Source organism: Nonomuraea rhodomycinica (assembly GCF_013363995.1).
GTDB lineage: Bacteria > Actinomycetota > Actinomycetes > Streptosporangiales > Streptosporangiaceae > Nonomuraea > Nonomuraea rhodomycinica.
Map to the genome: position 1 here is coordinate 1,016,206 of NZ_JABWGO010000002.1, position 26,119 is coordinate 1,042,324.

Here is a 26,119-nt window from a genome sequence, read left to right on the forward strand (position 1 = left end):
CTGACATAGATTACCTGAGTCTTGAGAGATCTTTGCCTCAGGTGTGAGGCATGTGTTGAGGGGGTTTCATGGCGCATGTGAAGGCGGTAGACGCGCCGCCGGCCTCGGAGTCCGGGGCCGGGCGAGCGGGGGGCAATCCGTGGCTCGTGCTGCTCGCGGTGAGCCTCGGCGTCATCATGGTGATGCTCGACGGCACCGTGGTCGGCATCGCCAACCCGGTCATCGGGCGTGAGCTCGGCGCCTCGCTGTCCGACCTGCAGTGGGTCACCAGCGGCTACCTGCTGGCCCTGGCCGTCTTCCTGATCACCGCCGGCAAGCTGGGTGACCTGTTCGGCCACAAGCGGGTGTTCCTCATCGGCGTGGCCGGGTTCGCGCTCTCGTCGATCGGCATCGGCCTCAGCCAGGAGCTGGCCGACGTCATCCCCGGCCTGTCGCCCGTGGGCGCCCTGATCGGCCTGCGCGTGCTGCAGGGCCTGTTCGGCGCGCTGCTCCAGCCGAACGCGCTGGCGCTGCTGCGCGGCGCCTTCCCCGGTGAGAAGCTCAACCAGGCCATGGGCGCCTGGGGCGCCATTATCGGCCTGTCCAGCGCCGCCGGCCCGATCGTGGGCGGCCTGCTGGTCGAGAAGGTGAGCTGGGAGTCGGTGTTCTTCATCAACGCCCCGGTCGGCATCGTGGCGCTGGTGATGGGCGTGCTGCTCATCAAGGAGAACCGCGCGCAGACGCTGGCCCGCATCGACTGGCTCGGCGTGGTGCTGCTGTCCGGCGCGATGTTCGCCCTGGTCTGGTCGGTCATCAAGGCGCCCGAGTGGGGCTGGGGCGACGGCAAGACCATCGGCTTCCTCGCCGGCTTCGCCGTGCTGATCGCCGCGTTCGTCTTCTGGCAGAGCAGGGCCCGCCAGCCGCTGATCCCGCTCTCCCTGTTCCGCAACCTGTCGGTCTCGATCGGCACCGTGCTCATGATGATGGTCGCGTTCGCCATGTTCGGCGCGATGTTCTTCCTGGGCTTCTTCTTCCAGGGCGTCCACGGCCTCACCCCGCTGGAGGCCGGCCTGCGCATGCTGCCGATGAGCGCCGGCATGATCGTGGCCTCGCCGCTGGCCGGCATGCTGATCGGCAAGCTCGGCGCCAAGCTCACCATGGCGATCGGCCTGGTCATCACCGCCGGCTCGATGTTCCTCATGTCGCAGCTCAGCATCGACGCCTCGTTCATCGAGAGCGCCGTCCCGTTCGTGCTGCTCGCGTTCGGCCTGTCGCCGGTCTTCGTCGGCGCCACGGAGATCATCGTGGGCAACGCCCCGGTGGAGCTCAGCGGCGTCGCGGGCGGCATGCAGCAGTCGGCCATGCAGGTCGGCGGCGCGCTCGGCACCGCCATCCTGGGCGCGGTCATGGCGGGCGAGATCGCCGACAAGCTGCCCGGCTACCTCGGCCCGGCGGCCCAGCAGATCCCGGCGGCGCAGCTCTCGCTGCTGGAGAAGGCCGCCGCGTTCGGCGGGCTCCCGGCCGGCACGCCCGAGCAGATCGTGAAGGCGGTCGGCCCGGCCGTGCACAACGCGTTCATGGACGGCATGCACCTGGCGTTCCTCGTGAGCACCGGCGTCATGCTGCTCACGGCGGCCCTCACGCTGCTCGTCAAGGCGGGCCGCAAGTCCGACCAGAGCGCCCCGGTCCACATGGGCTGACGCTCTCCCGGTTCCGTCCGTACGGCCCCCGCCCTCCCTGGGCGGGGGCCGTACGGCTGCCCGGGGCAGGGGCGACGGGGCATAGACTCGGTGGGGTGAGCACGAAGATCCTCCCCGAGCAGGAAACGACGCCGAGGACGTCGCACGGCGACGGTGACCACGAGCGGTTCTCGCACTACGCGGACAAGCACAAGATCACCGAGAGCATGGTGACCGGCACGCCGATCCGCGCCCTGTGCGGCAAGGTCTGGGTGCCCAGCCGCGACCCGAAGAAGTACCCGGTGTGCCCCGAGTGCAAGGAGATCTACGACGGTCTCCCGCCGGGCGGCGGCCAGGGCGACGACAAGAACCAGTGAGTGTTGCTCCCATGTGATCACTCGCGGTCGCGTTACGGTCGGTGATCTGACCAACTCGATCGGTAACGGGGGATTGCATGGCCCGGCGCGCGACCGCCGTCTCTTTGGCATGCCTGCTGACGACCGGGCTCGCGCCGCCGCCCCGCGGCGAAGCCGCGTCCCGGCCCGCCGAGGGGCCGGGGGCCGCGGCCGTCGCCGGCACGACATCCGCGTGCGCTCCCGTGGCGGCTGCCGCGCGGGTCCGTGACCGCGGCCCCGAGCCGCGCCAACCGCAGCCGCAGGACGTCGGCCGGGTCCTCGCCGAACTGGGCAAGGGCCTGGCCGGCGGCAGGGCGCCCGAGCGCGTCGTCGTGCCCGTGTGGGTCCACGTCCTCACCGACGGCGTCACCCGCGCCGCCACCTCCGCCGTCAAGGCGCAGTTCGCCGCGCTCAGGGACGCCTACGCCGGCAAGTTCGGCGGCGTCGACACCGGGGTCACCTTCCGCCTGGCGGGGGCCCGGCTCGTGCGCAACGCCAAGTGGTTCGCCGACCCCACCACCAACGAGTCGGCCATGAAGCAGGCGCTGCGCAAGGGCGGCCCCGAGACGCTCAACCTCTACATCGCCCAGCTCGACCGGCAGGTGCTCGGCTTCTCCACCTATCCGTACTGGTACAAGGACAACCCGCAGATCGACGGCGTGGTCGTCGACTGGCGCACGCTGCCCGGCGGCTCCTTCGCCGGCTACGACCGCGGCTACACCGCCGTCCATGAGATCGGCCACTGGCTCGGCCTGTTCCACACCTTCGAGAACGGCTGCCAGAACCCCGGCGACGGCATCGACGACACGCCGCCCGAGGGCAGCCCGACCGAGGGATGCCCCGAGTCCAAGGACACCTGCGGCACCGACGGGCGGCCCGACCCCGTCCACAACTTCATGGACTACGGCAGGGACGCCTGCATGTGGGAGTTCACCGCCGGTCAGGCGGCGCGGATGCGCGAGATGTGGGTCGTCTACCGGGACCCGCCGGCCACCCAGGCGGCGCCGAGGGCGGGGGAGGAAGGCCGGCTCGCCGCGCTGGGGCGCCACACTTAAGATGTCCCGGTGACAGGACCGAAGGCGCTCGACACTCCATACGACTCCGCTCAGAACACCGGCATGCTGGGGGCCGCCTACCGGGCTCCGAGCATCGGCATCCTGCTCGTGGTCACGCTCGTCGCCTTCGAGGGGATGTCGGTCGGCGTCGTCATGCCGGAGGTCTCCCGGCAGCTCCAGGCGCTCGACCTGTACGGGCTGAGCTTCTCGGCCTTCCTCATCGCCAGCCTGTTCGCCAACGTGGTGTCCGGCCTGTGGTCCGACCGGCGCGGCTACACGGCGCCGTTCCTGCTCGGCCTGGTGCTGTTCGTGGCGGGCATGGCGCTGGCCGGGGCCGCCGGCACCAAGGTCCTGTTCCTGGTGGCGCGGGCCGTGCAGGGGCTCGGCGCGGGCTCCACGGTCGTCGCCCTGTACGTGATGATCGCCCGCGTCTACCCGGCGGCGATGCGGCCCAAGGTCTTCGCCGCGGTGTCGGCCGCCTGGGTGGTGCCCGCCATGGTCGGCCCGGCCGTGGCCGGCTTCGTGGCGAGCACCTGGGGCTGGCGGTGGGTGTTCTACGGCATCGTCCCGCTCGTCGTGCCCGCCCTGGCCATGCTGGTCCCCGCGCTGCGCCGGCGACCCGCGGAGGAGGAGACCGTCCGCTCGGAGGGGCCGCGCTCGCGCCCGCTGCCGATGACCCTCGCCGCCACCTCCGCCGCGGGCGGGGCCGGCGTGCTGCTGTACGGGGTGGACCGGCTGCACGTGACGCCCCTGCCCAGCGCGGTCGCGGTCGTCGCGGGCCTCGCCCTCCTCGGGTACGGGCTGAGCCGCCTGCTGCCGCCCGCGGCGCTGCGCTTCGGCCGCGGACTGCCCACGACGATCATGATGCGGGGCATGTTCTCGGCGCCCTTCTTCGGCGTGAACGCGTTCATCCCGCTCGCCCTGCAGTCCGTCAAGGGCTTCGACCCCACGACCGCGGGCATCGCGCTGACCACCGGCGCCCTCGGCTGGTCGGCCGGGTCGTTCCTGCAGAGCCGCCGCACCGCCGAGCCGTACCGGCGGCTGCGGCTCGGCGCGGGCTGCGTCATGACCGGGGTGCTGCTGGCGCTGCTCGCGGTCCTGCCGGGCGTCACCGGGTGGATCGCGGTGCCGGCGTGGGTGATCGCGGGATTCGGCATGGGCCTGGGGATGACCACGGTCAGCGTCACGGCGCTCAAGCAGTCGCCGGTCAGCGAGCAGGGCGCCAACAGCGCGGCCCTGTCGGTGACGGACATGCTCGGGTCCGCGCTGTCGCTCGGGATCGGCGGCGCGCTGATCAACGTGATCGGGCACAGCCCGGCGGAGATCGCGCGCGGGTACGTGGTCATCTGCTGCGTCATGGGCGCCCTCGCCCTCGGCACCACCCTCCTCGCGCCCCGCGTCCGCTGACCCGTCCACCCGCGACCCCGGCCTCCGGCCCGCTCCACTCCACCGCCCTCCCGCTTCACTCCACCGCCCTCGCCCGCCCTTGCCCGCCTTCGCCCCCGGCCGTCTTCCTCACCCGGGAGTGAGGGGAGTCCGCCTCGGTGGAAGGCACATTCCACCCCACCTGTCACAGCGGCAACGGTTCGCCGGACCGCGGGCGCGAGGAGTGATAGGACAGCGGCGAGGAGGTGTCATGGAGGACGACCACCTGGTCTGGCCCCCGAGCACCGGGGCGAGGCACCGCCGCACCCCTCCCCGGGACTCTCCGGACTCCGAGGAATCGCGGGCCGCGCCGGCCCGGGGACGCGCCGGGGAGCCGCCCTACCCGCCGGTGAGGGGCGCGCACGGCACCGGAGGGGGTGCCGGGGGAGCGGGGCGCGGACGCGGCCCTGAGGCGCCCCGCCGCCCCATGGCCGCCGTCCCGGACCCGCCTCCCGACCCGCCGCCCCCGCCCGCTCCTGACGCGCCCCGGCCTTCTCCGGACACGGCGCCCAGGTCGGCCTCCGGCACGGCGCCCAGGTGGGCCTCTGGCGCGGCGTCCCGGTCGGTCTCTGGCACGTCGCCCGGGTCGGCCGCTGGCGCGGCGTCCCGGCCCGCCTCCGGTGCGGTGTCCGGGTCCGCCTCCGGCGCGGTGTCCGGGTCCGCCTCCGGCGTGGCTCCTCGGCCCGTCTCAGGTACGGCCTTCCGGTCCGCCCCCGCGCGGGGAGGCTGGGAGGAGGACCCGGACGAGGAGTTCTGGGGTCCCGAGGACGACGACCCGGACCTGGAGCACGGATCGTGGGCCCCCGTCTTCCGGCGCAAGCGGGCGCCCGGCGAGGACGACGACGCCCCCCGCCCCTGGGGCCCGCGCGCCGCCCGCCCCGGGGCCGGCACGCCCCAGGACACGGCCAGGAGCGGACTGGCCCGCTGGCTCACCGGCCGCCCCCGCCGCGAGGACCCCGACGACCCGGACGACGCGGAGCCCCCCGACGACCTCGACGCCCGGGACGACCGGCCCGGCTGGGGCGACCCGGAGGACGACCTCGACGATCGCGACAACCGGTCCCGATGGGGCGGCCAAGGCGACGACCCCGGCGACCTCGACGACCCGGACGAGCGCGGTGACCCCGACGACGACCCCGGCCGCGGTCGGGGAGGCGGCCGGCGGGGCTCCCGCCCCTCGTGGGACTCCCTCCCGCCCTCCGCCCGCATGTACGGCGCCCCCACCGCCCCCGGACTCCCCGCCCGGGCGGGAAGCCAGCTCTGGCGGCGGGCCGGCACGGCGCTCGCGCTGCTGGCCACCGTCGCCGCGGTCGCCCTCCTCGGCGCCGCGGTCCTGCGGCGGTCGGACGACCCCGGGTCCCCGGCCCGCCTGGCCGACTCCCGCTCCAAGGTGGTCATCCCGCTGCCCGACGGCTGGCACGCGGGGACGGTGCCGCCCGTGACCGGGTTCACCTCGGTCGCCCGCGACGGCGCCGGCGCGGTCGTCATGGCCAGGCCGCTGACCGCCCCCGTGGGCGACGCCAAGAAGGCCACCGCGCAGGCCGCCGAGCTGTACTCCAGGCTGCTCCTCAAGGGCGACAGGGTCGGCGTGGTCGAGGACAAGGGCCTCTCCGGCGGGCACACCCGGGCCCTGCGCGCCGAGTACCAGGACGTCGTCAACCGGCCCGCGTACCTGAGAGTGATCCTGCTCACCCGCGACGGCGCCCCCGTCCTCGTCCTCGGGGTGCTCCAGCCCGAGGACCCCGCGCGCAGACAGGCGCTGGACGCGCTGCTGGCGAGCGTGCGATAAGCCATCTGACGCCCAATAGCACGCAAGGACGACCTTGGCCAGGATCCGCGATGCACGGCACGTCTTGTCGGTGTCCCCGATTACCCTTGGGTCACTGTGAGAGAGCGAAGCACACGAACCCCAGAGGTGATGCGGTGAGCACCTTCGCCGCGTCCCATCTTTCCCCCTCCTATCCCGACCGGGCCGCCTGGGGCACCGCCCCCAAGCTCCGCGCGTGGCAGGAGCAGGCGTTCGACCTCTACAACAGGCGTGAGCCACGCGACTTCCTCACCGTGGCGACCCCGGGCGCGGGCAAGACCACCTACGCCCTGCGGATCGCCAGCGAGCTGCTGGAGCGGGGAGTGGTCCGGGCGATCACCATCGTCACCCCCACCGAGCACCTCAAGCGGCAGTGGGCCGACGCCGCGGCCCGGGTCGGCATCGGCATCGACCCCGAGTTCAAGAACAGCCAGGGCACCACCTCCCGCGACTACATCGGCGTCGCGGTCACCTACGCCCAGGTCGCCATGCACCCGGCCCTGCACCGGGCGCGCACCGAGGCGCGCAAGACGCTGGTCATCTTCGACGAGGTCCACCACGCCGGCGACGCCAAGTCGTGGGGCGACGGCATCCGTGAGGCGTTCGAGCCGGCCACCCGGCGGCTCCAGCTCACCGGCACGCCGTTCCGCTCCGACGACAACCCCATCCCGTTCGTCTCCTACGAGGAGGACGCCGAGGGCCTCAAGCGCAGCGTCGCCGACTACTCCTACGGCTACGGCCCGGCCCTCGACGACGGCGTCGTCCGTCCCGTGATCTTCCTCGCGTACTCCGGCGAGATGAAGTGGCGCACCCGGGCCGGCGACGAGATCGCCGCCACGCTCGGCACCCCGCTCACCAAGGACCAGCTCTCCCAGGCGTGGCGCGCCGCGCTCGACCCCAAGGGCGACTGGATCCGGCAGGTCATGCAGGCCGCCGACCGGCGGCTCACCGAGGTGCGCCGCGGCGTGCCCGACGCCGGCGGCCTGGTCATCGCGACCGACCACGAGACGGCCCGCGCCTACGCCCGCCACCTGCGCAACATCACCGGCGAGGGCGCGACGGTCGTGCTCTCCGACGACCCGGGCGCGTCCAAGAAGATCAAGGCGTTCGCCGCCTCGCAGGACCGCTGGCTGGTGGCGGTCCGCATGGTGTCGGAGGGCGTCGACATCCCGCGCCTGTGCGTCGGCGTCTACGCCACCTCGACCTCGACCCCGCTGTTCTTCGCCCAGGCCGTCGGGCGTTTCGTGCGTGCCCGCAAGCGCGGCGAGACCGCCTCGGTCTTCCTCCCCTCGGTGCCGACCCTCATGGGGCTGGCCAACGAGATGGAGGTGGAGCGCGACCACGTCCTCAACCGCCGCCCACCCGAGGACGGCCTGGACGACAGCCTGCTGGAGCAGGCCAACCGCAAGAAGGACAACCCCGACGTCCTCGGCGACGAGCTGCCGTTCGAGACGATGGAGACGTCGGCGACGTTCGACAGGGTGCTGTTCGACGGCGGCGAGTTCGGCACGGGCGCGGCGGTGGGCTCCGCCGAGGAGGAGGACTTCCTCGGCCTGCCGGGGCTGCTGGAGCCCGACCAGGTCGCCACGCTGCTGCGCAAGCGGCAGTCCGAGCAGCAGGCGGCCAAGCGGCGGCAGCCGAAGGAGGAGGCGCCGGCGCTCTCGGCGCACGAGCGGATCGCCGAGCTGCGACGCGAGCTCAACGGCCTCGTGGGCGCCTGGAACCACCGCACGGGCCAGCCTCACGGCGTCATCCACTCGGAGCTGCGGCGCGCCTGCGGGGGCCCGCCGATCGCCCAGGCGACGGCCGAGCAGATCCAGGAACGCATCGACAAGATCCGCCACTGGGCCACCCAGCGCCGCTGACCACCGGGCGACGGCCGGCTCCCCGCCGCGGGGAGCCCGGCCGGCGCCCCGACGGGAAGGCGTCAGCGCTGCTCCGGGTGATGGCGGAGCGAAGGCGTCAGCGCTGCTCCGGGTGATGGCGGAGCGAAGGCGTCAGCGCTGCTCCGGGGGCGGGGGAGCGGTCGAGGCGCGCACGATCAGCTCGTGCGGGAACAGCACGCGTCCGGGCCGCGCGGGCGGCCCCGCGAGCAGCAGGCGGCCCGCCTCCGCGCCGATCTCCTGCTTGGCCTGCCTGATCGTCGTGAGCCCGGCGTCCTGGGCGGCGCTGTCGGAGAATCCCACCACCGACAGCTCACCCGGGACGTCGAGCCCGAGGTCGGCGGCGGCGTCGAGGACGCCCAGGGCCAGGACGTCGGTGTTGGTGAGGATGGCCGTCGGCCTGGGGTGCCTGGCGAGCAGGGCGTGACCCGCCTGCCGGCCCGCCTCGCGGGAGTTGCGGCTCAGCTCGTAGAACGGCACGCGGGCCCAGTCGACGCCCGCCTCCTCGGCCGCCGCCTGGTAGCCCGCGCGCCGGCCGCGCATGGCCTCGAAGGTCGCCGCCCGCTGCCGGGCCACGTCGGACCAGCCGATGTGGCCGTCGTCGTGCAGCCCGACCATGGCGACGCCGAGGCGCCGGTGCCCCAGCTCCAGGACGTGCCGGGCGGCCAGCGCCCCGGCGGCCGGCTCGTCGATGCCGAGGAAGGGATGGCCGGGCACGTACGGCTCGTCCACCACCACCACGGGCAGCTTCCTGCCCAGCACCTCGTCCAGCGCGGGGTGGCCGTCGGGCAGTGAGACGACGCAGAACGCGTCCACCACGGCGTTGCGCACCGGCTCGGTCCGCTTGTCGCCGTGCGGGAGGGGCAGGATGAGCAGCCCGACGCCCGCGTCCTCGGCGGCGGTGGCCAGCCCCTGGAAGAAGCCGACGGCGTAGGGGTCGGCGAAGGCGTAGGCCAGGGTCTCGCTGAAGAGCAGCCCGAGCGCCCCGGCCCGGCCGAGCCGCAGGGACCGCGCGGTGGGATTGGGGCCCGCGTAGCCGAGCTCGTCGGCCACCTCCATGACGCGCCGCCGCAGCTCCGCGCTGACCTGGTCGGGCCGTGAGAACGCGTAGGAGACCGTGGCCCGTGACACGCCCAGCCTGTCGGCGATCGTCTGCAGCGTGACCTTGGCCATTCCCCCACCGTAGCGGAGCTCCTTGCGACGCCGTTCTTAATCAATTAAGGTCTTAATTGATTAAGGAGGCAGGATGGATGCCATGCAGGTCCTCGCGCACCAGACCGCGATGGGCTACCGGGACTCGCTCCACGAGGCTCTGCCGGACGCCCCGGTCAAGGCTTCCCGGGGCGGGGCCCGGGTCAGGCGGCGGCTGGCCGTCGCGCTCCGCTCGACAGCCGACCGCCTCGACCCGGTCACCGCCTGCTAGCCGTACCGGCCGCGGCGGGGCTCGGTCAGGTGGCGCGGTGGTGGTCCGCGCCGGGGGCGGCCTGGGCCGGGATGCGGTGGCCGGTCCTGCCGTCGATCAGCACGTAACGGCCGGCGTGCCGGCGGCGTGCGGCTCCGGCGGACCGGGCGTGGCCGCCGGCCGCGCCCGCGAGCGGCACCCGCAGCGACGCCCGCCCCTGCTCGACCCGCACGGGCACCGTCGTCGCGCCCCCGCCCGGCTCGCCGTCATCCCCGGCGCCTCCTCCTGGAACGCCAGGGAGCGCGGCGGCGGTGGGGGAGCCGTTCGCGGGCCTCTCGCGCAGCCACACCGTGAGCCGGCGCCCGTCGGCGCGCAGCACCACGTCGGCGGCCGGGCACTCCCCGGCCGCCGCCGGCCACGACAGGACCAGCCCGCCGCGCCGTCCGTCCACCCGGCCGGCCTGGGGCACGGGCTCGCGCGCCGCGCACTCCGCCCGCGTCTCCGGTGACGCCGCCACGGGCACGCCGTGCGGATCGGGGACGCGGACGGCGTTCGTGGCGATGGTCGCCACCTCCAGCATGGTCAGCGTCATGACGGCGCCGGCCCGGGCCCACACCCGGCCGGAGACGAGCACCCACAGGCTGAACGGGCCCAGGACCAGCCAGGCCAGTCCGAGAGAGATGACGAGCATGAAGCGACCTCACACCGGGGACGAGACACGTGACTCTCCGTGTTACTTCGCCCCCGGCGCCGACGCTCCGGCTTGACGATCCCCTGAACGATCCATGGCGGATCGTGTACGGCTCAGGGTCGGCGTTCTCAGGATCGTCCGCGTCGTCAGCGGACGATCGGCGCGCCGAGGAGGACGACGCCCGCGGCCTCCATCTCCGCCAGCGCCGCGTCCGTCGTGCCGCGGGCCACCCCCGCCGTCAGGTCCAGCAGCACCCGTACGGCCAGCCCGTGCTCGACCGCGTCCAGGGCCGTGGCGCGCACGCAGTGGTCGGTGGCGATGCCGGCCACCTCCACCTCCCGCACCCCGTGCTCGGCCAGCCACGCGGCCAGGCCGACCCCGTCGCCCGAGGCGCCCTCGAAGCCGCTGTAGGCGGCCGTGCGGGCGCCCTTGCTGAACACCTCCTCGACCGCCGCCACGTCCAGCGCCGGGTGGAAGTCGGCGCCCGGAGTGCCCGCGACGCAGTGGTGCGGCCAGCTGTCCACGTAGTCGGGGCTCGCCGAGAAGTGCGCGCCCGGGTCCACGTGGTAGTCGCGGGTGGCCACCACGTGGTCGTAGGGGTGGTCGGCCACGTGCCGGGTGATCGCCGCCGCCACCTCCGAGCCGCCCGCGACGGCGAGGCTGCCGCCCTCGCAGAAGTCGTTCTGCACGTCAACGATGATCAAAGCGGTGCCCATAGGAGCACGATACGTCAGGCGAATTCCGTAGGGATCGCCGCGTATCCGCGGCCCAGGTGAAGGGCCTCCTGGGGCAAGGTCGCGATCCGCTCGGCGTGGCGGGCGCGGGCGTCCGCCAGCGGCTCCCGGCCCACGGGCTCGCCGCCGCGCACCAGCTGGCGCAGCAGCGGCACGCCGCCCTCCGGGGCCTCGGCCGAGGTGGTGATCAGCTCGGTGTCGGCGCGGCCCTGGTCGTCGAACAGCCGGTACGCGTGCTTGCGCCCGCCGCGCGACGGCTTGCCGACCGAGCGCTTGGCGACCGGCTCCAGCTCGCCCGCGGCGGTCTCGCGGGCCACCAGCTTGTAGACCATCGCGGCCGTCGGCACCCCGGACCCGGTCACCAGCGACGTGCCCACCCCGTAGCCGTCCACGGGGGCGGCGGCGAGCGCGGCGATGGCGTACTCGTCGAGGTCGGAGGTGACGAGGATGCGCGTGTCGAAGGCGCCCAGCGCGTCGAGCTGCTCGCGGACCTCCTGCGCCGCGGCGGCGAGGTCGCCCGAGTCGATGCGGACCGCGCCCAGCTTGTTGCCGGCCAGCTCGACGGCGGTGCGCACGGCCTCGGCCACGTCGTAGGTGTCGACGAGCAGCGTGGTGTCGGGCCCGAGCGAGGCGATCTGCGCCTCGAACGCCTCCCGTTCGGAGTCGTGCAGCAGCGTGAAGGCGTGGGCTGCCGTGCCGGCCGTCGGGACGCCGTACAGGTGGCCGGCCATGAGGTTCGAGGTGGAGGCGAACCCGGCGACGTAGGCGGCGCGGGCGGAGGCGACCGCGGCCCGCTCGTGGGTGCGGCGCGAGCCCATCTCGATGAGGGGCCGCCCGCCCGCGGCGTTGTGCATGCGCGAGGCGGCCGAGGCGATCGCCGAGTCGTGGTTGAGAATGGACAAGATCATGGTTTCGAGCAGCACCGCCTCGGCGAACGTGCCCTCGACGACCATGATCGGGGAGGCCGGGAAGTAGAGCTCCCCCTCGGCGTATCCGCAGATGTCGCCCGAGAAGCGGTACTCCGCCAGGAACTCCAGGGTGGACGCGTCCACCACGCGGTTGTCCCGCAGGAAGGTGAGCTGTTCCTCACCGAAACGGAAGTGCTCCAGCTCGTCGAGGACGCGGCCCGTCCCGGCGACGACGCCGTAACGCCTGCCGCCGGGGAGATGCCGGGCGAACACCTCGAAAACGGCCCGCCTGTGGGCGGCGCCGCTTCGCAGAGCCGCCTGCAGCATCGTCAGCTCATAGTGATCAGTCAGCAACGCGGTGCTCATGGGCAATGTCACGACTCGAAGACTACGGCGGAGGTAGGGCAGGATGGTGAATGTGGGTAGCACCGCTCCAATCGCCGTCGAGCGTCCGTCATCGGACGTCCGGCCCGATCTGCCATGGGTGACGATCGTCTGGAACGACCCGGTGAACCTCATGTCGTACGTGACGTACGTCTTCCAGACCGTCTTCGGCTACACCCGCGAGAAGGCCGAGAAGCTCATGCTGGACGTCCACCACAAGGGCAAGGCCGTGGTGTCCAGCGGCACGCGGGAAGAGATGGAGCGCGATGTGCAGATTCTCCACTCCTACGGCCTGTGGGCGACGGTCCAGCCGGACTCGGTCAAGTGAGGCGGCGCGTGTGAGCTCGGGGTTCTCGTCGAAGGAGGGCGGCGTCGTCGTCGCCGAGTTCGAGGCGCCGGAGGTGGCGATCCTGCGCTCGCTGGTGGAGCTGGTGCTCGGCCTGGTCGAGCCGGGGGAGACCGGTGACGACCCGCTGGAGCGGGCCCTCGGCATCGGCGACGGCGAGGCGCCGTCCGACCCGGTGCTGGCCCGGCTGTTCCCCTCGGCCTACGACGACCAGGGCGACGCGGCGGAGTTCCGCCGCTACACCGAGGCGACCCTGCGCGACGGCAAGCGCGCCGACGCGCGCACCATGCTGGACACGGCCCGGCCCGGCCGCACGGAGCTGACGCCCGAGCAGGCCCAGGCGTGGCTGCGCGCGCTCAACGACGTCCGGCTGACCCTCGGCGTGCGGCTGGAGGTGACGGAGGAGGTCCACGAGGAGATCGCGACGATGTCCGAGGACGACCCCCGCTACCCCGCCTACGTGACCTACGACTGGCTCACCTACCTCCAGGACACCCTGGTCCGGGCCCTCTGGTAGCTTCCGGGCATGCTGACGATCTCGCAGGAACTCGTGGACAAGATCATTGCCCACGCGCGTGCCGATCACCCCGACGAGGCGTGCGGTGTGATCGCGGGGCGCGGCGGCGTGCCGGAGCGTTTCGTCCCCATGGAGAACGCCGAGCGCTCGCCCACCTTCTACCGGTTCGACTCGATGGAGCAGCTGCGCGTCTGGCGCGAGATGGACGACCGCGACGAGGAGCCCGTCGTGATCTACCATTCGCACACGGCGACCGAGGCGTACCCCTCCCGCACGGACATCTCGTACGCTTCCGAGCCCGACGCCCACTACGTGCTCGTCTCCACCCGTGACGAGCAGGACGTGGAGTTCCGCTCCTTCCGGATCGTCGACGGTGTCGTCTCGGAGGAAGAGGTAAGGTTCATCCCATGATGGTCCGGCCGGTGCAGAGCTTTCTCTTCGCGCACACCCCGGCTGTCGTCGTCTACGACTGTCGCTGACCTGGAATTCGCATCCAGCCGTCGGCGTTGCCGCCGATGGGACGACCCGACCTGAGGAGACAGAGCGAGATGGCCATCGAGGTTCGCATTCCGACCATCCTGCGTAACTACACCGGCGGCGCCAAGGCCGTGTCCGCCGAGGGCGCCACCCTGGACGAGCTGATCAGCAACCTGGAGTCCGCCCACCCCGGCATCAAGGAGCGCCTGGTCGACCAGGGCAACCTGCGCCGGTTCGTCAACGTCTACCTGAACGACGAGGACGTCCGCTTCCTCGGCGGCCTCGGCACCCCGGTCTCCGACGGTGACACGGTGACCGTCCTCCCGGCCGTCGCCGGCGGGTGACATGCGCTTCGATTCGCTGATCGAGTCGGTAGGCCGCACCCCTCTGGTCGGGCTGCCCCGGCTCTCGCCCGCGCCGGACGTGCGCGTCTGGGCGAAGCTGGAGGACCGCAACCCGACCGGCTCGATCAAGGACCGTCCGGCGCTGTGGATGATCGAGCAGGCCGAGAAGGACGGGCTGCTGACCCCCGGCTGCACGATCCTGGAGCCGACCAGCGGCAACACCGGCATCTCGCTGGCCATGTCCGCCAAGCTGAAGGGCTACCGGCTGATCTGCGTCATGCCGGAGAACACCTCCGAGGAGCGCCGCCAGCTCCTGCGCATGTGGGGCGCCGAGATCATCTCGTCGCCGGCGGCGGGCGGCTCCAACGAGGCCGTGCGCCGGGCCAAGGAGCTCGCCGCGGCCAACCCGTCGTGGGTGATGCTCTACCAGTACGGCAACCCGGCCAACTGGCGCTCCCACTACGAGACGACCGGCCCGGAGATCCTGGCGGACCTGCCGACGGTCACCCACTTCGTCGCCGGGCTCGGCACGACCGGCACGCTCATGGGCGTCGGGCGGTTCCTGCGCGAGCGCGTGCCCGACGTGAAGATCGTGGCGGCCGAGCCGCGCTACGGCGAGCTGGTCTACGGCCTGCGCAACGTCGACGAGGGCTTCATCCCCGAGCTGTACGACGAGTCGGTGCTGACCACGCGCTACTCGGTGGGCTCGGCCGACGCGCTGCGCCGCACCCGCGAGCTGCTCGCCAGTGAGGGCATCTTCGCCGGCGTGTCCACCGGCGCCGCCCTGCACGCGGCGCTCGGCGTGGCGGCCAAGGCGGTCAAGGCGGGGGAGCGGGCCGACGTGGTGTTCGTGGTGGCCGACGGCGGGTGGAAGTACCTGTCGACGGGCGCGTACGAGGGCACGCTCGACGAGGCGGAGGAGCGGCTGGAGGGCCAGCTCTGGGCGTGATCGTCTGCAGCACCAGCACATGACGAAGGCGGCCGGCGTGGAGCCGGCCGCCTTTCGCGTGCGTCACCCCGCCGGGGGTCAGTTGAACAGCACCCGCAGGGAGAACGTCGCGTCCGTGGCGGTCTGCGTGCCGCTCAGACCGACCGCGCGCAGCACCTGGGCGTTCGCCTTGTCCTCGCCCTCCATGTCCTTCAGGTAGTACTTCTCCACCTTGTCCAGGTCGACGAAGACCGCGAACGTGGCCTTGTCGGCGTCCGGGACCGCCGTGGTGAAGGTCTCGCTGTCGCCCAGCGTGCCCTCCTCCGCGAGCTTCTTGGCGTACTCGTCGGTGGTGGCCACCGTGAACGTGCCGTCACCGGCGACCTTGGCGACCTTGGGCGCGGGCTGCCCGCTGGAGGTCACGGCCTTCTCGACCTTGTCGAAGACGGCCTGCGCCTTGGCCGGGTCGGTGACGATGCGGACGCCGCCCTTGAGCTGGTCGCTGTCGAGGCCCTCGCTGTCCACGGCCACCGTGAGGTTCTTGCCGAGGAACGTGGCCAGGTCGTCCGGGAGCTGGAGGCCGTAGGTCTGCTTGGCCTGCTCGACGAACTGCTTGAACTCGGAGCCGCCGGGAGTCGCCGCCATCGACTTCTCGATGTCGGCCCACTTCTTGGTGACGATCTGGTCGAGGCCGGAGATCGACAGCGCGCCGGCGGTGGAGGCGGGCAGCGTGCTCAGCTTGGCGCCCTCCAGGTCGCCGTCCACGAGGCCCTCGGCGCCGCGCACCACGCCCGCCAGCTCGGCGTACGCGCTGTCGAAGCGCAGCGCGCCGGCGAAGCGGGCGTTCTTCACCTGCTCCAGCGCCTTGGCCTCCTCGGCGTTCATGTCCTCGGCGGCCAGCTTGCCGATCTCGCCGAGGCGGGTCCAGAAGGACAGCACGCCCTGCTCGCCCACGGCGTCGAGGTCGTCGGAGAAGTCGGCGGCGGTGGCCAGGCTGCCGCTCTCGGCGGCGTACTTGTCGGCCTTGGCCTGCTCGTCGGTGAGCAGCGCGTAGTCGTCGCGGAAGGCGATGCCGTACTTCTCGTCCTTGCCCATCAGCTTGGCGATGCCGGCCTTGGCGGCCTCCTCGTCCTTCACCTGGACGGCCACCGCGAACTCCGGCTCCTTGCCGCCCGCCGCCGGCGGCATCACGGCCACACCGATCCGGCTGCCGAGCCACGGGTCCACGTCGCGGGCGAAGTCCATCTTGGCCAGGTTGTCGTCGCCGCCGTCCTTCTTCAGGGCGTTGAACAGGGCCTGGCGCGGGTCCTCGCCGGTGAACGCGTCCTTGGTCACGGAGAACTTGCGGCCGATCTGGAACAGCGCCAGCTTCTGGTTGGCGGCCGGGTCCAGGTCGAGCCGGGTGTAGGCGATCGCGTTGGGCGGCAGCACGTCGTGCGGCTGCGTGCCGCCGCCGCCGATCGCGCCCACGGCCCAGACGGCGCCGCCGCCGAGCAGCACCACGGCCAGCGCGGCGGCCACGGCGATGATCCAGCCCTTGCGGCCCTTGCCGGCCGGCTGCGCGGGGCCGAACCCTTCGGGCCCCTGCTGCTGCCATCCCTGCTGGCCCTGCTGCCCGTAGCCCTGTCCCTGCTGGTTGTGCTGGGCGTAGCCCTGCTGCAGGTAGTCCTGCTGGCCGTAGCCGCCCTGCTGGCCGCCGTACGGCTGCTGGCCGTAGCCGGCCTGCTGGCTGAAGGCGGCCTGGCCGTGGTCGGGCTGTCCGTACGCGGGCTGGCCGTAGGACGGCTGCTGCCCGTAACCGGGCTGCTGGCCGTAATCGGACTGCTGCCCGTATCCAGGCTGCTGGCCGTAGCCGGGCTGCTCGCCGTATCCGGGCTGCTGCCCCGAGGACGCCTGCTCCCCGTACGGGGCCTGCTGGCCGTACTGACCGCCCGCGTACGGCTGCTGCGGCGGGTACGGCTGGCCGAGCGGCGCGGTCTGGTTGGGGGGCTGCTCCTGGCTCCAGCGGTAGGCCGTCGTCCGATCCGGATCCTGGCCATGAGGGGGATTATTCGCAGACATCACTCAACTCACAATGTGGACTTATGACCACAGGCAAAGTAACGGATGTTGCTGTACGGGCGCTTGCAATGCACTGAAGACTTCGTCCGGCCGGCCGTTTCCCCTGCTAGGCGCGCCGAGATCGGGATGGCGTAGAGTATGCGGGCTACTAGAATATAGTTCGGTACCGTGTGAGGCAGGGCTGATGACCAAGTTCGACGAGGCCACGCAGGCGATCAGGGTCGACGAGACCACCTACGACGTCTGCCTCGACCCCGGCTACGCCATCGGCGGGCCGCTCAACGGCGGCTACCTGATGGCCGTGCTCCTGCGGGCCGTGGTGGACTCCTCGCCGTTCGAGCACCCGGTGAGCACCACCGCCCAGTTCCACCGCTCCCCGGCCGCCGGCCCGGCGCGGGTCCGGGTCGAGCAGCTCAAGGCGGGCAAGACGGTCGCCTTCACCCGCGCGTCGCTGGTCCAGGAGGGCGTCACCCAGATCGAGGCCCTGGTGACGATGGCCACACTCCCGGACGACGAGCCCACGTATGCCGATGAAACGGGATATGTCATGCCGCGCCCTGAAGACTGTGTCCGGCTGCCCGACCCCAAGCCCGAGTCCGGCATGACGCTCAACGCCCAGCTCGACATGCGCTTCGACCCGCCCACGATCGGCTGGCTGAGCGGCCGGCCCACCGGCAGACCCGAGTCGCGGGCGTACTTCCGGATGGCCGAGCCCCAGGACCCCGACCCGTACGTGCTGGCCCTCGCCGTCGACGCGCTCCCGCCCGTCGTCTTCTCCGCCGGGGCGCGCGGCTGGGCGCCCACCGTGGACCTGACCTGGCACCTGCGCGCCCTGCCCGCACCCGGCTGGCTCACGCTCATCGGCAGCGGCCGGCTGGTCTCCGGCGGCTGGTTCGACGAGGAGGTGGAGGTGCGCGACTCCCGGGGCCGGCTCGTGGCGCAGTCACGGCAGCTGGCGCGCGTGGGACGGGGGTGACACGAACGCACTGTGAGCATTCTTACGCAGTGCGCAGGACGCGGGTCGCCTACCCTCTGAGACGTGCCAGACGCGAGCATCGGGATCTTCGACAGTGGAGTGGGCGGCCTGACGGTCGCCCGGGCGATCATCGATCAGCTTCCCCACGAGTCCATCACCTACGTGGCCGACACGGCCCACCAGCCGTACGGGCCCAAGAGCATCGCCGAGCTGCGCGCGTACGCCCTGGAGGTGATGGACCACCTCGTCGCCGACGACGTCAAGATGCTCGTCATCGCGTGCAACAGCGCCAGCTCCGCCGTGCTGCGCGACGCGCGCGAGCGCTATGACGTGCCCGTGGTCGAGGTGATCCAGCCCGCCACCCGCCGCGCGGTGCGGGCGACCCGCACCGGCGAGGTGGGCGTGATCGCCACCCGGGCCACCATCGCGTCGATGGCCTACCACGACGCCTTCGCCGCCGCCCCCCACGTACGCCTGACCAGCGTGGCCGCCCCGCGCCTGGTCGAGTACATCGAGCGGGGCGACACGACGAGCCAGGAGGTCATCGAGGCGGTCCGGGAGTACCTCGTCCCGATCCGCGAGGCCGGGTGCGACACCCTCATCCTCGGCTGCACCCACTACCCGCTCCTCACCGGCGCCATCTCCTATGTCGTCGGCGACGGGGTCACGCTGGTCTCCAGCGCCGACGAGACGGCCAAGGACGTCTATCGGATCCTGCACGACCGTGGCCTGGCGGCCGGAAGCGACGTCACCCCCCGGCACCGCTTCCGCGCCACCGGCGACTCCACGCTGTTCGCCCAGCTGGGCCGGCGTTTCCTGGGCCCGGAGATCGACGCGGTCGAAGTCACACCAGTGGGGGGTACTACCAGCAACGGAGGCCCACATGAAGGTGACCATCATCGGCTGCTCGGGTAGCTTCCCGGGCCCCGACAGCCCCGCGTCGTGCTACCTGGTCGAGGCCGAGGGGTTCCGGCTGCTGCTCGACTTCGGCGCCGGCGCCCTCGGCGCCCTGCAACGGCACATCGGCCTGTACGACGTGGACGCCATCTGCCTGTCCCACCTGCACGCCGACCACTGCCTCGACATGTGCGGCTACCACGTGGCGCGCACGTACGGGCCCGAGGCGCCCTACCCCCGCGTGCCCGTCATCGCCCCGGCCGACGCCTCGAAGCGGCTGGCCGCCGCGTACGGCATGCCCGACGAGCCGGCGCTGGAGACGGCCTTCGCGTTCAGGACGCTGACGCCCGGCACGTTCGAGGTGGGACCCTTCACGCTGACGGCCCGCCTGGTCAACCACCCCGTCGAGGCGTACGGCTTCCGCGTCTCCCACGGCGACCGGTCGATCGCGTACTCCGGCGACACCGGCGAGTCGGCCGAACTCGTCAAGCTCGCCGAGGACGCCGACCTCATGCTCTGCGAGGCGTCCTTCGTCGACCGTCCCGGGCTGCCCGACGGCCTGCATCTGTCCGGCCGCCAGGCCGCCGTCCACGCGGCCAAGGCCCGTGCCGGAAGGCTGGTGCTCACCCACCTCGTGCCCTGGAACGACCAGGCCACCGTGCTCGACGACGCCTCGCGCGGCGGCTACGGCGGCCCGATCGAGCTGGCGAGGAGCGGTGCCGTCTACGACCTGGCCTGAGAGCCGGTCAGGGCTCGGCGCGGGCCTGGTCGAAGTCGCGCATGCGCGGCAGCGGCGAGAACAGCAGCGGCACGAACGACACCAGCCGGCCGCACATGAACACCCAGAGCGCCGTCCGCACGCCGGCGTGCTGGGCCACGAGCCCGCCGAGCAGCGCGCCCACCGGCATCGTGCTCCACACGACGAAGCGCACCGTGGCGTTGATCCGGCCCAGCATGCCCTCCGGCGCCACCGTCTGCCGGTAGGTGAGCTGGCCGACGTTGTAGAGGATCGCCCCCCACGACAGCGCGATCGACGTGATGGTGAAGAACGACACGCGCCAGTCGGCCTGCGTCATCGGCAGGAGCAGGCCGAACGGCGAGGACACGGCGATCGACAGCCACGTCACCCGGGCCGTGCCGTACCGGGCGAACAGCCGGCTCCCGGTGAGCCCGCCGAGCAGCCCGCCCACCGCGCCCGACATCAGCAGCACGCCGATCACCCCCGGCGCCAGCCGGACCTCGTCGGCGAGGAACAGCACCGACAGCCCGAGCACGGCGCTGATGCACAGGTTGGTGCCGGCGGTCGTGACGACGATCGGCCGCAGCAGCCGGTCGCCCCAGACGAACGCCAGCCCCTCGCGGATGCCCTCCCACATGCCGCCGCGCCGGTCCTCCGCGCGCACCCGCCGGTCCGGTGTCCTGATGGAGGCGATGAAGAGCGCCGAGCCGAGGGAGGCCAGCGCGGTGGCGAGCACCGTCAGCGGCGGGCCGAGCGCCTGCACCAGCACACCGCCCAGGCTCGGCCCGGCCAGCGCGCCCCCCGAGCGCACGAACTCCAGCTTGGAGTTGCCGCTGCTCAGGCTCTGCCGGTCGACCAGCTCGGGCAGGTACGTCTGGTCGGCCACGTCGTCGAACACCTGGGCCGTGCCCGCGAGCAGCGCCACCACGAGCAGCATCCCGACCGACAACAGGCCGAAGGCGTACGCGATCGGCACGCTGGCCAGCAGCACGAACCTGACCAGGTCCGCCGCTATCATGACGCGACGCTTCGACAGGCGGTCCACCCACACGCCGGCGGGTAACCCGATCGCCAGGAACGCCGCGGTCTGCAAGGCGGACAACAGGCCGACCTCGAACGCGCCCGCGTGCAGCACGAGGACGGCGACCAGCGGGAACGCGACCCGGGAGATGTTCGACCCGAGTTCGTTGGCCACATGTGAGCTGAGGAACCTGATGAAGTCAGGGCTCCGCAACACCCCCGTTGTCATTGCGTAAGGATCCATGTGGCGGACACTTTCGGTCAAGAGCGTCACGGCACGGAGATAGGGTGAAGTGCATGTCTCGACAGGATGGCCGCGCCCCCGACCAGCTACGCCCGATCACCATAACCCGGCGGTGGCTCGCCCACGCCGAGGGCTCGGTGCTGGTCGAGTTCGGCGGCACGCGGGTGCTGTGCGCCGCCTCGGTCCAGGACAGCGTGCCGCGCTGGCGCCGGGGCAGCGGCCAGGGGTGGGTGACCGCCGAGTACGCCATGCTGCCGCGCGCCACCAACACGCGCAACGACCGCGAGTCGGTCCGCGGCAAGATCGGCGGGCGCACCCACGAGATCTCCCGGCTGATCGGCCGCTCGCTGCGGGCCTGTGTCGACTACAAGGCGCTCGGCGAGAACTCCATCCTGCTCGACTGCGACGTCCTCCAGGCCGACGGCGGCACCCGCACCGCCGCGATCACCGGGGCGTACGTCGCGCTGGCCGACGCCGTCGCCTGGATGCGCGAGCGCAAGATGTGCCCCGGCGACCCGCTGGTCGGCTCCGTCTCGGCCGTCTCGGTCGGCGTCGTCGGCGGCGTGCCGCTGCTCGACCTCTGCTACACCGAGGACGTGGCCGCCGAGACCGACATGAACGTCGTCATGACCGGCTCCGGCAGCTTCGTCGAGGTGCAGGGCACCGCCGAGGGCGCCCCGTTCGACCGCGGCGCGCTGGACCGGCTGCTCGACCTGGCCGCGGCCGGCTGCGAGGAGCTGACGCTCATCCAGGCGGAGGCGCTCGGACGATGAAGATCGTGCTCGCCACCCGCAACCCGGGCAAGATCGCCGAGCTGCGCCGTATCCTGTCGGGCTTCGACATCGTGGGGCTTGAGGAGTTCCCCTCGATCGGCGAGGTGGCCGAGACCGGGGTCACGTTCGAGGAGAACGCCCTGCTCAAGGCGCACGCCGTCGCCCAGGGCTCCGGGCTGCCCGCGGTGGCCGACGACTCCGGCCTGTGCGTCGACGTGCTCAATGGCATGCCGGGCGTCTTCTCCGCCCGCTGGTCCGGCCGCCACGGCGACGACCGGGCCAACCTGGACCTGCTGCTGGCGCAGGTCTCCGACGTCCCCGCGGAGCGGCTGACGGCCCACTTCGCGTGCGTGGCGGCGCTGGCGCTGCCGTCGGGGGAGACCCGGGTGGTCGAGGGCGACCTGCCCGGGCGGCTGGTCGCCACGCCGCGCGGGTCCAACGGCTTCGGGTACGACCCGATCTTCGTGCCCGACGGCGAGACCCGGACGACGGCGGAGCTGGCGCCGGAGGAGAAGGACGCGATCAGCCACCGGGGCCGGGCCTTCCGCGCCCTCGCCCCCCTGGTGCGCGACCTGCTGACGCCGTCCTCCTGAGGCGCCCGGCCGGGGTCCGCCGGCGACTCACCGGCGTCCCGTAACCGGCGCGTAAGAACCCGGGGGCCGGGCCCGGCGTAGCGTCGGAACCGTGCAGAGGACAGACAGGGCGCCCGCGTGGGCGGGCGCGCTCGCGGGCCTGACGGCCGGGGCGGTCGCGCTCGGGGTCGCCCAGCTCGCGGCGGGGATCGTCGGGCCGAAGACGTTCCCGGTGGTGGCGGTGGGCGACGTGGTGGTCGACCTGACGCCCCCGCCGGTCAAGGACTTCGCGATCAACGCGTTCGGGGCCAACGACAAGACCGTCCTCGTCGGGGGCGTGCTCGTGGTGCTGGCCCTGATCGCCGCGGCCCTGGGGGTCGCGGCGCGGCGGCGGCCGGTGTACGGCGACGCGGGGCTCCTGGCGTTCGGCGCCGTGGGGGTGCTGGCGGTGCTGACCCGGCCGGGGGCCGGGGCCGCGTGGGTGGTGCCGACGGTGGCGGGCGTGGCGGCCGGCATGTGGACCCTCCGGGCGCTCGTCCGGCGCGCGGGTCTGGCCTCCCGGGCGGTTCCCGCGTACGAGCCGGCGGACGCCGACGCCGACGCGGACGCGGACCGGATGGCCGACACGGACCGGATGGCCGACGCGGACCGGACCGCCGACGTGGACGGGACGGTCGCGGATCGGGCGGTCGCCGGTCGCGCGGCGGACGGGGAGTCCGGGCCGCAGGCGGGGCCGGAGCCGGGGCCGGAGATCGAGCGGCCCGTGGTGATGCGGCCCGGGGCGTACGGAGCCGGCGGGTTCGACCGGCGCAGGCTGCTCACCGGTGTCGCCGGCGGGGTGGTGGTGGCGGGGGCGGCCACCGTGCTCGGACGGGCCCTCGGGAGCCGCCAGGCCGTGGACGTCGCCCGGGGCGGGCTGGCGCTGCCCTCGCCCGCCACCCCCGCGGCGCCGCTGCCCGCCGGGACGGACTTCCGCATCGGCGGCCTGTCCCCCTTCGTCACCAGGAACCGGGACTTCTACCGGGTGGACACCGCGCTCGTCGTCCCGCAGGTGGACCCGCGCGCCTGGCGGCTGCGCGTCCACGGCATGGTCGACCGGCCGATCGAGCTGACCTTCGACGACCTGCTCGGGCGTCCCCTCACGGAGGCCGACATCACGTTGACCTGCGTGTCCAACCCGGTCGGCGGCGAGTACATCGGCAACGCGCGCTGGCTCGGCGTCCGCATGGCCGACGTGCTGCGCGAGGCCGGGCTCCAGTCCGGCGCCGACATGCTGCTGTCCACCTCCGAGGACGGCTTCACCTGCGGCACCCCGGTGGACGTGGTCATGGACGGGCGCGACGCGCTGTTCGCCGTGGCCATGAACGGTGAGGTGCTGCCCGTGGACCACGGCTTCCCGGTGCGGCAGGTGGTGCCGGGACTGTACGGGTACGTCTCGGCCACCAAGTGGGTGGTGGACGTGAAGGTGACGCGCTTCGACCGGGACGAGGCGTACTGGACGCCGCGCGGCTGGGCCGCCCAGGCCCCGATCAAGACGCAGTCGCGCATCGACCTGCCCCGGCAGGGGACCACGCTGCGTTCGGGCCGGACGACCGTCGCCGGGGTCGCCTGGGCGCAGCACACGGGGATCGAGGCCGTGGAGGTGCGCGTGGACCGCGGGGAGTGGCGGCGGGCGCGCCTCGCCGCGGTGCCGGGACCGGACACGTGGCGGCAGTGGGCGCTCGACTGGGACGCCGCGCCCGGCCGCCACACGATCGAGGTACGGGCCACGGACGCCGCCGGCCGTACCCAGGCGGAGCAGCAGACGCCGCCCGCCCCGGACGGCGCGACGGGTTGGCACACGATCACGGTGCAGGTCACCTGACGGGTCAGCGCTGTCCCGCTTCTCCGCGTTTGTGCAGGTAAGGCGGGTGGATCGTGGTGGCCGAACTTGCCGAGTGCCCCTCCTGGCCGGGACGGCGGCCCTACGATCGGCGTCGAGCACGACAGGAGGCAGGACGTGACCCGCGACCGCAAGTCCCGCGCCCGATGGGTCCTTCCCGGAGGGCGTTACGACCCGGTGGTGGGGGACGGCGTGCGATGGCGCGACTACGAGCGCGCCGCCGCCCCCACCCCCACCGACCCCGGCCCGCCCGACCCGGCCGCGCCGGACCCGCGATCCCCGGCCCTGGCCGTGCTCCTGGGGGAACAGCCACCGGAGGAGCTCCCGCCGGACGCGCCGACGGCGTTCTCGTCCGCGTGCCCGCGGGACGCGCTGACGGCGTTCTCGCCCGCGTGGCCGGACGCGTCCGCGGTCCCTTCGTCCGCGCTGCCCGAGACGGCAGGCTCTGTTGCCCATCCGCCCGCCTCGCCCCCGGCGGGGCGGGCCACGCCCGGAGACGCCCGCGCCGGCGACCCCTCAGGCAGGTCCCCCTGGGAACTCCCCACGCAGGACCCCACAAGACACCTCGCCAGGGACGCCGCGAGCGACGTCGCCAGGGGCACCAAGAGCGACCTCACCAGGGACGCCGCGAGCAACCTCATCGGCCCCCTCATGAGAGGCACCGCACCGGACAAGGCGCCCGCCACCGCGCGGGGCGACGTCCGTGACACGCCGCCGGGCGCTTTGCAGGGTGACGTTCGCGATAACGCGCCTGGCGGTTTGCGGGGTGACGTTCGCGATAACGCGCCTGGCGGTTTGCGGGGTGACGTTCGCGATAACGCGCCTGGCGGTTTGCGGGGTGATGCCCGTGACACGGCGCCGGGCGGTTCGCGGGGTGATGTTCGCGACACCGCGCCCGGCGCCCTCCCGGGCGACGTTCGTGACAGCGTGGCGGACGGCATTCGGGTCTCGGCGTGGGCGGCCACCGATCATCGGCCCCCCACGGGCCCGGCCGGATGGGCGGCGGCGGCCGGGGGAGACCCGGGACGGCCCGTGGCGGCCCCCGACTGGTTCGACGGGCCCGCAAGGCCGCCGCGGCTCGCCGACTGCCGCCCGTACGGCGCCGCGGGAGGGCTGGCGCGTCCCGACCCGCAGGTCGAGCACGACCTGCGCCGCGCCGTCCCGCCCGGCACCCGCTTCCCCGACCCGCGCGGCACCTGGGTGCGGCTCATCAACGGCGGCGGCCCGGCCGACGACCCGTTCAGGGCCTCCAACGCCGCCGACTGCGCGCTCGCGGTGCTGTCCACCTGGCACGGCGAGCCCGCCGCCGCGGCGCCCCGGCACCCCGAGTACGACCGGCTCGGCCGCCCGGTGCTGACCGGCGAGACGGGCGGCGCGGCCAGGATCGAGCGCTGGGTCGGGCACCGGTTCGAGTACGCCGGTCACGGGCGGCACGCCTACCCGCTGGTCGCGCGGCGGCTGATCGAGGCCGGGCACGGGGCCGCGGCCATCATCGTGGTGCGCTGGCCGGGAGGAGGCTCCCACGCGTGGAACGCCGTGAACTTCGGCGGCGAGGTCATCTGGATCGACGCCCAGCGCGGCCACATGGCGGTCGATCCTCCCTACACGACGGTGACCGGGGTGTTCTGCGTCATCGTCGACCGGTACGGGCGGCCGCGGTGAGCCGCGGCGGGCAGGGGTGAGCGCCGTGGACCTCGACCAGGCCAGGGCGGTGGCGGAGGAGTACTTCAACGGAGTGCGGCCGGTGGACGACCCGGTGCGGGTGGGGGTCCACGGGTTCGCGGAGGGGTACGTGGCGTGGGTCCGCGAGCCCGACCCCGACGACCCGGCCACGCTGCCGGGCACCGTCGGGGGCGGCTGCATCGTGATCGACCGGGTGTCCGGGGAGATCGTGAGCCGTCCCCTGCTCGACCCGGAGACGGTGGCCGAGCTGTGGCCCGGCCGTACCCCTCGCTGAGACGTCCTCGTTGAGACCTCTTCGCTGAGACCCCATCACTCAGA

At 73.1% G+C, this 26,119-nt stretch carries 26 protein-coding genes; 20 read left to right on the forward strand and 6 right to left on the reverse strand.

Features of this window, described 5'->3' with window-relative positions:
* Positions 1-68 precede the first annotated feature (68 nt).
* From HT134_RS15580 to HT134_RS15605, 6 genes are all read left to right on the forward strand, one after another.
* A complete protein-coding gene (locus HT134_RS15580; RefSeq protein ID WP_175601036.1) occupies positions 69-1,679 on the forward strand; it encodes a DHA2 family efflux MFS transporter permease subunit in 1,611 nt (536 codons plus the stop codon).
* A gap of 95 nt (positions 1,680-1,774) precedes the next feature.
* A complete protein-coding gene (locus HT134_RS15585; RefSeq protein ID WP_175601037.1) occupies positions 1,775-2,035 on the forward strand; it encodes a DUF3039 domain-containing protein in 261 nt (86 codons plus the stop codon).
* Between the two features lie 77 nt (positions 2,036-2,112).
* On the forward strand, positions 2,113-3,108 hold the full coding sequence (locus tag HT134_RS15590; protein WP_175601038.1) for a zinc metalloprotease: 996 nt from the start codon (positions 2,113-2,115) through the stop codon (positions 3,106-3,108).
* Between the two features lie 9 nt (positions 3,109-3,117).
* Positions 3,118-4,515 carry an MFS transporter gene (locus HT134_RS15595; protein WP_312888137.1) on the forward strand — a complete coding sequence of 466 codons (1,398 nt, stop codon included), beginning with the start codon at positions 3,118-3,120 and terminating at the stop codon, positions 4,513-4,515.
* 688 nt (positions 4,516-5,203) lie between these two features.
* On the forward strand, positions 5,204-6,322 hold the full coding sequence (locus tag HT134_RS15600; protein WP_175601039.1) for a hypothetical protein: 1,119 nt from the start codon (positions 5,204-5,206) through the stop codon (positions 6,320-6,322).
* A gap of 134 nt (positions 6,323-6,456) precedes the next feature.
* A complete protein-coding gene (locus HT134_RS15605) occupies positions 6,457-8,205 on the forward strand; it encodes a DEAD/DEAH box helicase (protein WP_175601040.1) in 1,749 nt (582 codons plus the stop codon).
* Between the two features lie 132 nt (positions 8,206-8,337).
* Here the strand turns inward: HT134_RS15605 and HT134_RS15610 are convergent, their stop codons facing one another.
* A complete protein-coding gene (locus HT134_RS15610; protein WP_175601041.1) occupies positions 8,338-9,396 on the reverse strand; it encodes a LacI family DNA-binding transcriptional regulator in 1,059 nt (352 codons plus the stop codon).
* Between the two features lie 73 nt (positions 9,397-9,469).
* On the opposite strand from HT134_RS15610, the gene HT134_RS15615 reads away from it, so the two are divergent.
* The gene (locus tag HT134_RS15615; RefSeq protein WP_175601042.1) at positions 9,470-9,646 is read left to right on the forward strand and encodes a hypothetical protein; all 177 of its coding nucleotides are present in this window, start codon (positions 9,470-9,472) and stop codon (positions 9,644-9,646) included.
* Between the two features lie 25 nt (positions 9,647-9,671).
* On the opposite strand, the gene HT134_RS15620 is transcribed toward HT134_RS15615, so the two are convergent.
* The 3 genes from HT134_RS15620 to HT134_RS15630 all read right to left on the reverse strand — a co-directional run bounded on the left by HT134_RS15620 (position 9,672) and on the right by HT134_RS15630 (position 12,324).
* Complete coding sequence (locus HT134_RS15620) at positions 9,672-10,316, reverse strand: hypothetical protein (RefSeq protein WP_175601043.1); 645 nt, start codon at positions 10,314-10,316, stop codon at positions 9,672-9,674.
* Between the two features lie 146 nt (positions 10,317-10,462).
* Positions 10,463-11,032, reverse strand: coding sequence for a nicotinamidase (locus tag HT134_RS15625; RefSeq protein ID WP_175601044.1), 570 nt, complete (start codon positions 11,030-11,032; stop codon positions 10,463-10,465).
* A gap of 14 nt (positions 11,033-11,046) precedes the next feature.
* Positions 11,047-12,324 carry a nicotinate phosphoribosyltransferase gene (locus tag HT134_RS15630; protein ID WP_175601157.1) on the reverse strand — a complete coding sequence of 426 codons (1,278 nt, stop codon included), beginning with the start codon at positions 12,322-12,324 and terminating at the stop codon, positions 11,047-11,049.
* A 43-nt stretch (positions 12,325-12,367) separates the two neighbouring features.
* Here HT134_RS15630 and clpS point away from each other — a divergent pair, with 43 nt between their 5' ends.
* From clpS to HT134_RS15655, 5 genes are all read left to right on the forward strand, one after another.
* Entirely contained in the window at positions 12,368-12,670 is a 303-nt protein-coding gene (gene clpS, locus HT134_RS15635) for an ATP-dependent Clp protease adapter ClpS (RefSeq protein WP_205304359.1), read from the forward strand.
* Between the two features lie 10 nt (positions 12,671-12,680).
* Positions 12,681-13,205, forward strand: a complete 525-nt coding sequence (locus HT134_RS15640; protein WP_175601045.1) for a DUF2017 domain-containing protein — start codon at positions 12,681-12,683, stop codon at positions 13,203-13,205.
* Positions 13,206-13,214: 9 nt separating this feature from the next.
* Complete coding sequence (locus HT134_RS15645; RefSeq protein ID WP_175601046.1) at positions 13,215-13,616, forward strand: M67 family metallopeptidase; 402 nt, start codon at positions 13,215-13,217, stop codon at positions 13,614-13,616.
* Between the two features lie 137 nt (positions 13,617-13,753).
* Complete coding sequence (locus HT134_RS15650) at positions 13,754-14,026, forward strand: MoaD/ThiS family protein (protein WP_175601047.1); 273 nt, start codon at positions 13,754-13,756, stop codon at positions 14,024-14,026.
* Between the two features lies 1 nt (position 14,027).
* The gene (locus HT134_RS15655) at positions 14,028-14,975 is read left to right on the forward strand and encodes a PLP-dependent cysteine synthase family protein (protein ID WP_175601048.1); all 948 of its coding nucleotides are present in this window, start codon (positions 14,028-14,030) and stop codon (positions 14,973-14,975) included.
* Between the two features lie 78 nt (positions 14,976-15,053).
* Here HT134_RS15655 and HT134_RS15660 read toward each other — a convergent pair whose 3' ends face one another.
* A complete protein-coding gene (locus tag HT134_RS15660; protein ID WP_175601158.1) occupies positions 15,054-17,015 on the reverse strand; it encodes a DUF3352 domain-containing protein in 1,962 nt (653 codons plus the stop codon).
* Between the two features lie 184 nt (positions 17,016-17,199).
* Between HT134_RS15660 and HT134_RS15665 the strand changes: the two genes are divergently transcribed.
* The 3 genes from HT134_RS15665 (at position 17,200) to HT134_RS15675 (ending at position 19,627) form a co-directional block, all read left to right on the forward strand.
* A complete protein-coding gene (locus HT134_RS15665) occupies positions 17,200-17,991 on the forward strand; it encodes a thioesterase family protein (RefSeq protein WP_175601049.1) in 792 nt (263 codons plus the stop codon).
* Positions 17,992-18,054: 63 nt separating this feature from the next.
* Entirely contained in the window at positions 18,055-18,906 is an 852-nt protein-coding gene (gene murI / locus HT134_RS15670; RefSeq protein WP_175601050.1) for a glutamate racemase, read from the forward strand.
* Positions 18,875-19,627 (forward strand): MBL fold metallo-hydrolase, encoded by a 753-nt coding sequence (locus HT134_RS15675; protein WP_175601051.1) that lies wholly within the window; start codon positions 18,875-18,877, stop codon positions 19,625-19,627. Before murI ends, HT134_RS15675 begins: the two co-directional genes overlap by 32 nt.
* 7 nt (positions 19,628-19,634) lie before the next feature.
* On the opposite strand, the gene HT134_RS15680 is transcribed toward HT134_RS15675, so the two are convergent.
* Positions 19,635-20,822 carry an MFS transporter gene (locus HT134_RS15680; protein WP_175601052.1) on the reverse strand — a complete coding sequence of 396 codons (1,188 nt, stop codon included), beginning with the start codon at positions 20,820-20,822 and terminating at the stop codon, positions 19,635-19,637.
* A gap of 122 nt (positions 20,823-20,944) precedes the next feature.
* Between HT134_RS15680 and rph the strand changes: the two genes are divergently transcribed.
* The 5 genes from rph (at position 20,945) to HT134_RS15705 (ending at position 26,075) form a co-directional block, all read left to right on the forward strand.
* The gene (rph, locus tag HT134_RS15685) at positions 20,945-21,664 is read left to right on the forward strand and encodes a ribonuclease PH (protein WP_175601053.1); all 720 of its coding nucleotides are present in this window, start codon (positions 20,945-20,947) and stop codon (positions 21,662-21,664) included.
* Complete coding sequence (gene rdgB, locus HT134_RS15690; RefSeq protein ID WP_175601054.1) at positions 21,661-22,257, forward strand: RdgB/HAM1 family non-canonical purine NTP pyrophosphatase; 597 nt, start codon at positions 21,661-21,663, stop codon at positions 22,255-22,257. Before rph ends, rdgB begins: the two co-directional genes overlap by 4 nt.
* A 91-nt stretch (positions 22,258-22,348) precedes the next feature.
* The gene (locus HT134_RS15695; RefSeq protein ID WP_175601055.1) at positions 22,349-24,100 is read left to right on the forward strand and encodes a molybdopterin-dependent oxidoreductase; all 1,752 of its coding nucleotides are present in this window, start codon (positions 22,349-22,351) and stop codon (positions 24,098-24,100) included.
* 945 nt (positions 24,101-25,045) lie between these two features.
* Entirely contained in the window at positions 25,046-25,780 is a 735-nt protein-coding gene (locus HT134_RS15700) for a toxin glutamine deamidase domain-containing protein (protein ID WP_312888139.1), read from the forward strand.
* 25 nt (positions 25,781-25,805) lie between these two features.
* Positions 25,806-26,075 (forward strand): SUKH-4 family immunity protein, encoded by a 270-nt coding sequence (locus HT134_RS15705; RefSeq protein WP_175601056.1) that lies wholly within the window; start codon positions 25,806-25,808, stop codon positions 26,073-26,075.
* Positions 26,076-26,119: the final 44 nt, after the last annotated feature.

Bases quoted from the DNA above. Each gene is read 5' to 3' on its own strand.
- HT134_RS15615 (WP_175601042.1), top strand. From the start codon at position 9,470: ATGGATGCCATGCAGGTCCTCGCGCACCAGACCGCGATGGGCTACCGG.
- HT134_RS15610 (WP_175601041.1), bottom strand. From the start codon at position 9,396: ATGGCCAAGGTCACGCTGCAGACGATCGCCGACAGGCTGGGCGTGTCA.
- rph (WP_175601053.1), top strand. From the start codon at position 20,945: ATGTCTCGACAGGATGGCCGCGCCCCCGACCAGCTACGCCCGATCACC.
- HT134_RS15620 (WP_175601043.1), bottom strand. From the start codon at position 10,316: ATGCTCGTCATCTCTCTCGGACTGGCCTGGCTGGTCCTGGGCCCGTTC.
- HT134_RS15675 (WP_175601051.1), top strand. From the start codon at position 18,875: ATGAAGGTGACCATCATCGGCTGCTCGGGTAGCTTCCCGGGCCCCGAC.
- HT134_RS15655 (WP_175601048.1), top strand. From the start codon at position 14,028: ATGCGCTTCGATTCGCTGATCGAGTCGGTAGGCCGCACCCCTCTGGTC.
- HT134_RS15580 (WP_175601036.1), top strand. From the start codon at position 69: ATGGCGCATGTGAAGGCGGTAGACGCGCCGCCGGCCTCGGAGTCCGGG.
- HT134_RS15650 (WP_175601047.1), top strand. From the start codon at position 13,754: ATGGCCATCGAGGTTCGCATTCCGACCATCCTGCGTAACTACACCGGC.
- HT134_RS15625 (WP_175601044.1), bottom strand. From the start codon at position 11,032: ATGGGCACCGCTTTGATCATCGTTGACGTGCAGAACGACTTCTGCGAG.
- HT134_RS15630 (WP_175601157.1), bottom strand. From the start codon at position 12,324: ATGAGCACCGCGTTGCTGACTGATCACTATGAGCTGACGATGCTGCAG.
- HT134_RS15665 (WP_175601049.1), top strand. From the start codon at position 17,200: ATGACCAAGTTCGACGAGGCCACGCAGGCGATCAGGGTCGACGAGACC.
- HT134_RS15590 (WP_175601038.1), top strand. From the start codon at position 2,113: ATGGCCCGGCGCGCGACCGCCGTCTCTTTGGCATGCCTGCTGACGACC.
- rdgB (WP_175601054.1), top strand. From the start codon at position 21,661: ATGAAGATCGTGCTCGCCACCCGCAACCCGGGCAAGATCGCCGAGCTG.
- clpS (WP_205304359.1), top strand. From the start codon at position 12,368: ATGGTGAATGTGGGTAGCACCGCTCCAATCGCCGTCGAGCGTCCGTCA.
- HT134_RS15660 (WP_175601158.1), bottom strand. From the start codon at position 17,015: ATGTCTGCGAATAATCCCCCTCATGGCCAGGATCCGGATCGGACGACG.
- HT134_RS15645 (WP_175601046.1), top strand. From the start codon at position 13,215: ATGCTGACGATCTCGCAGGAACTCGTGGACAAGATCATTGCCCACGCG.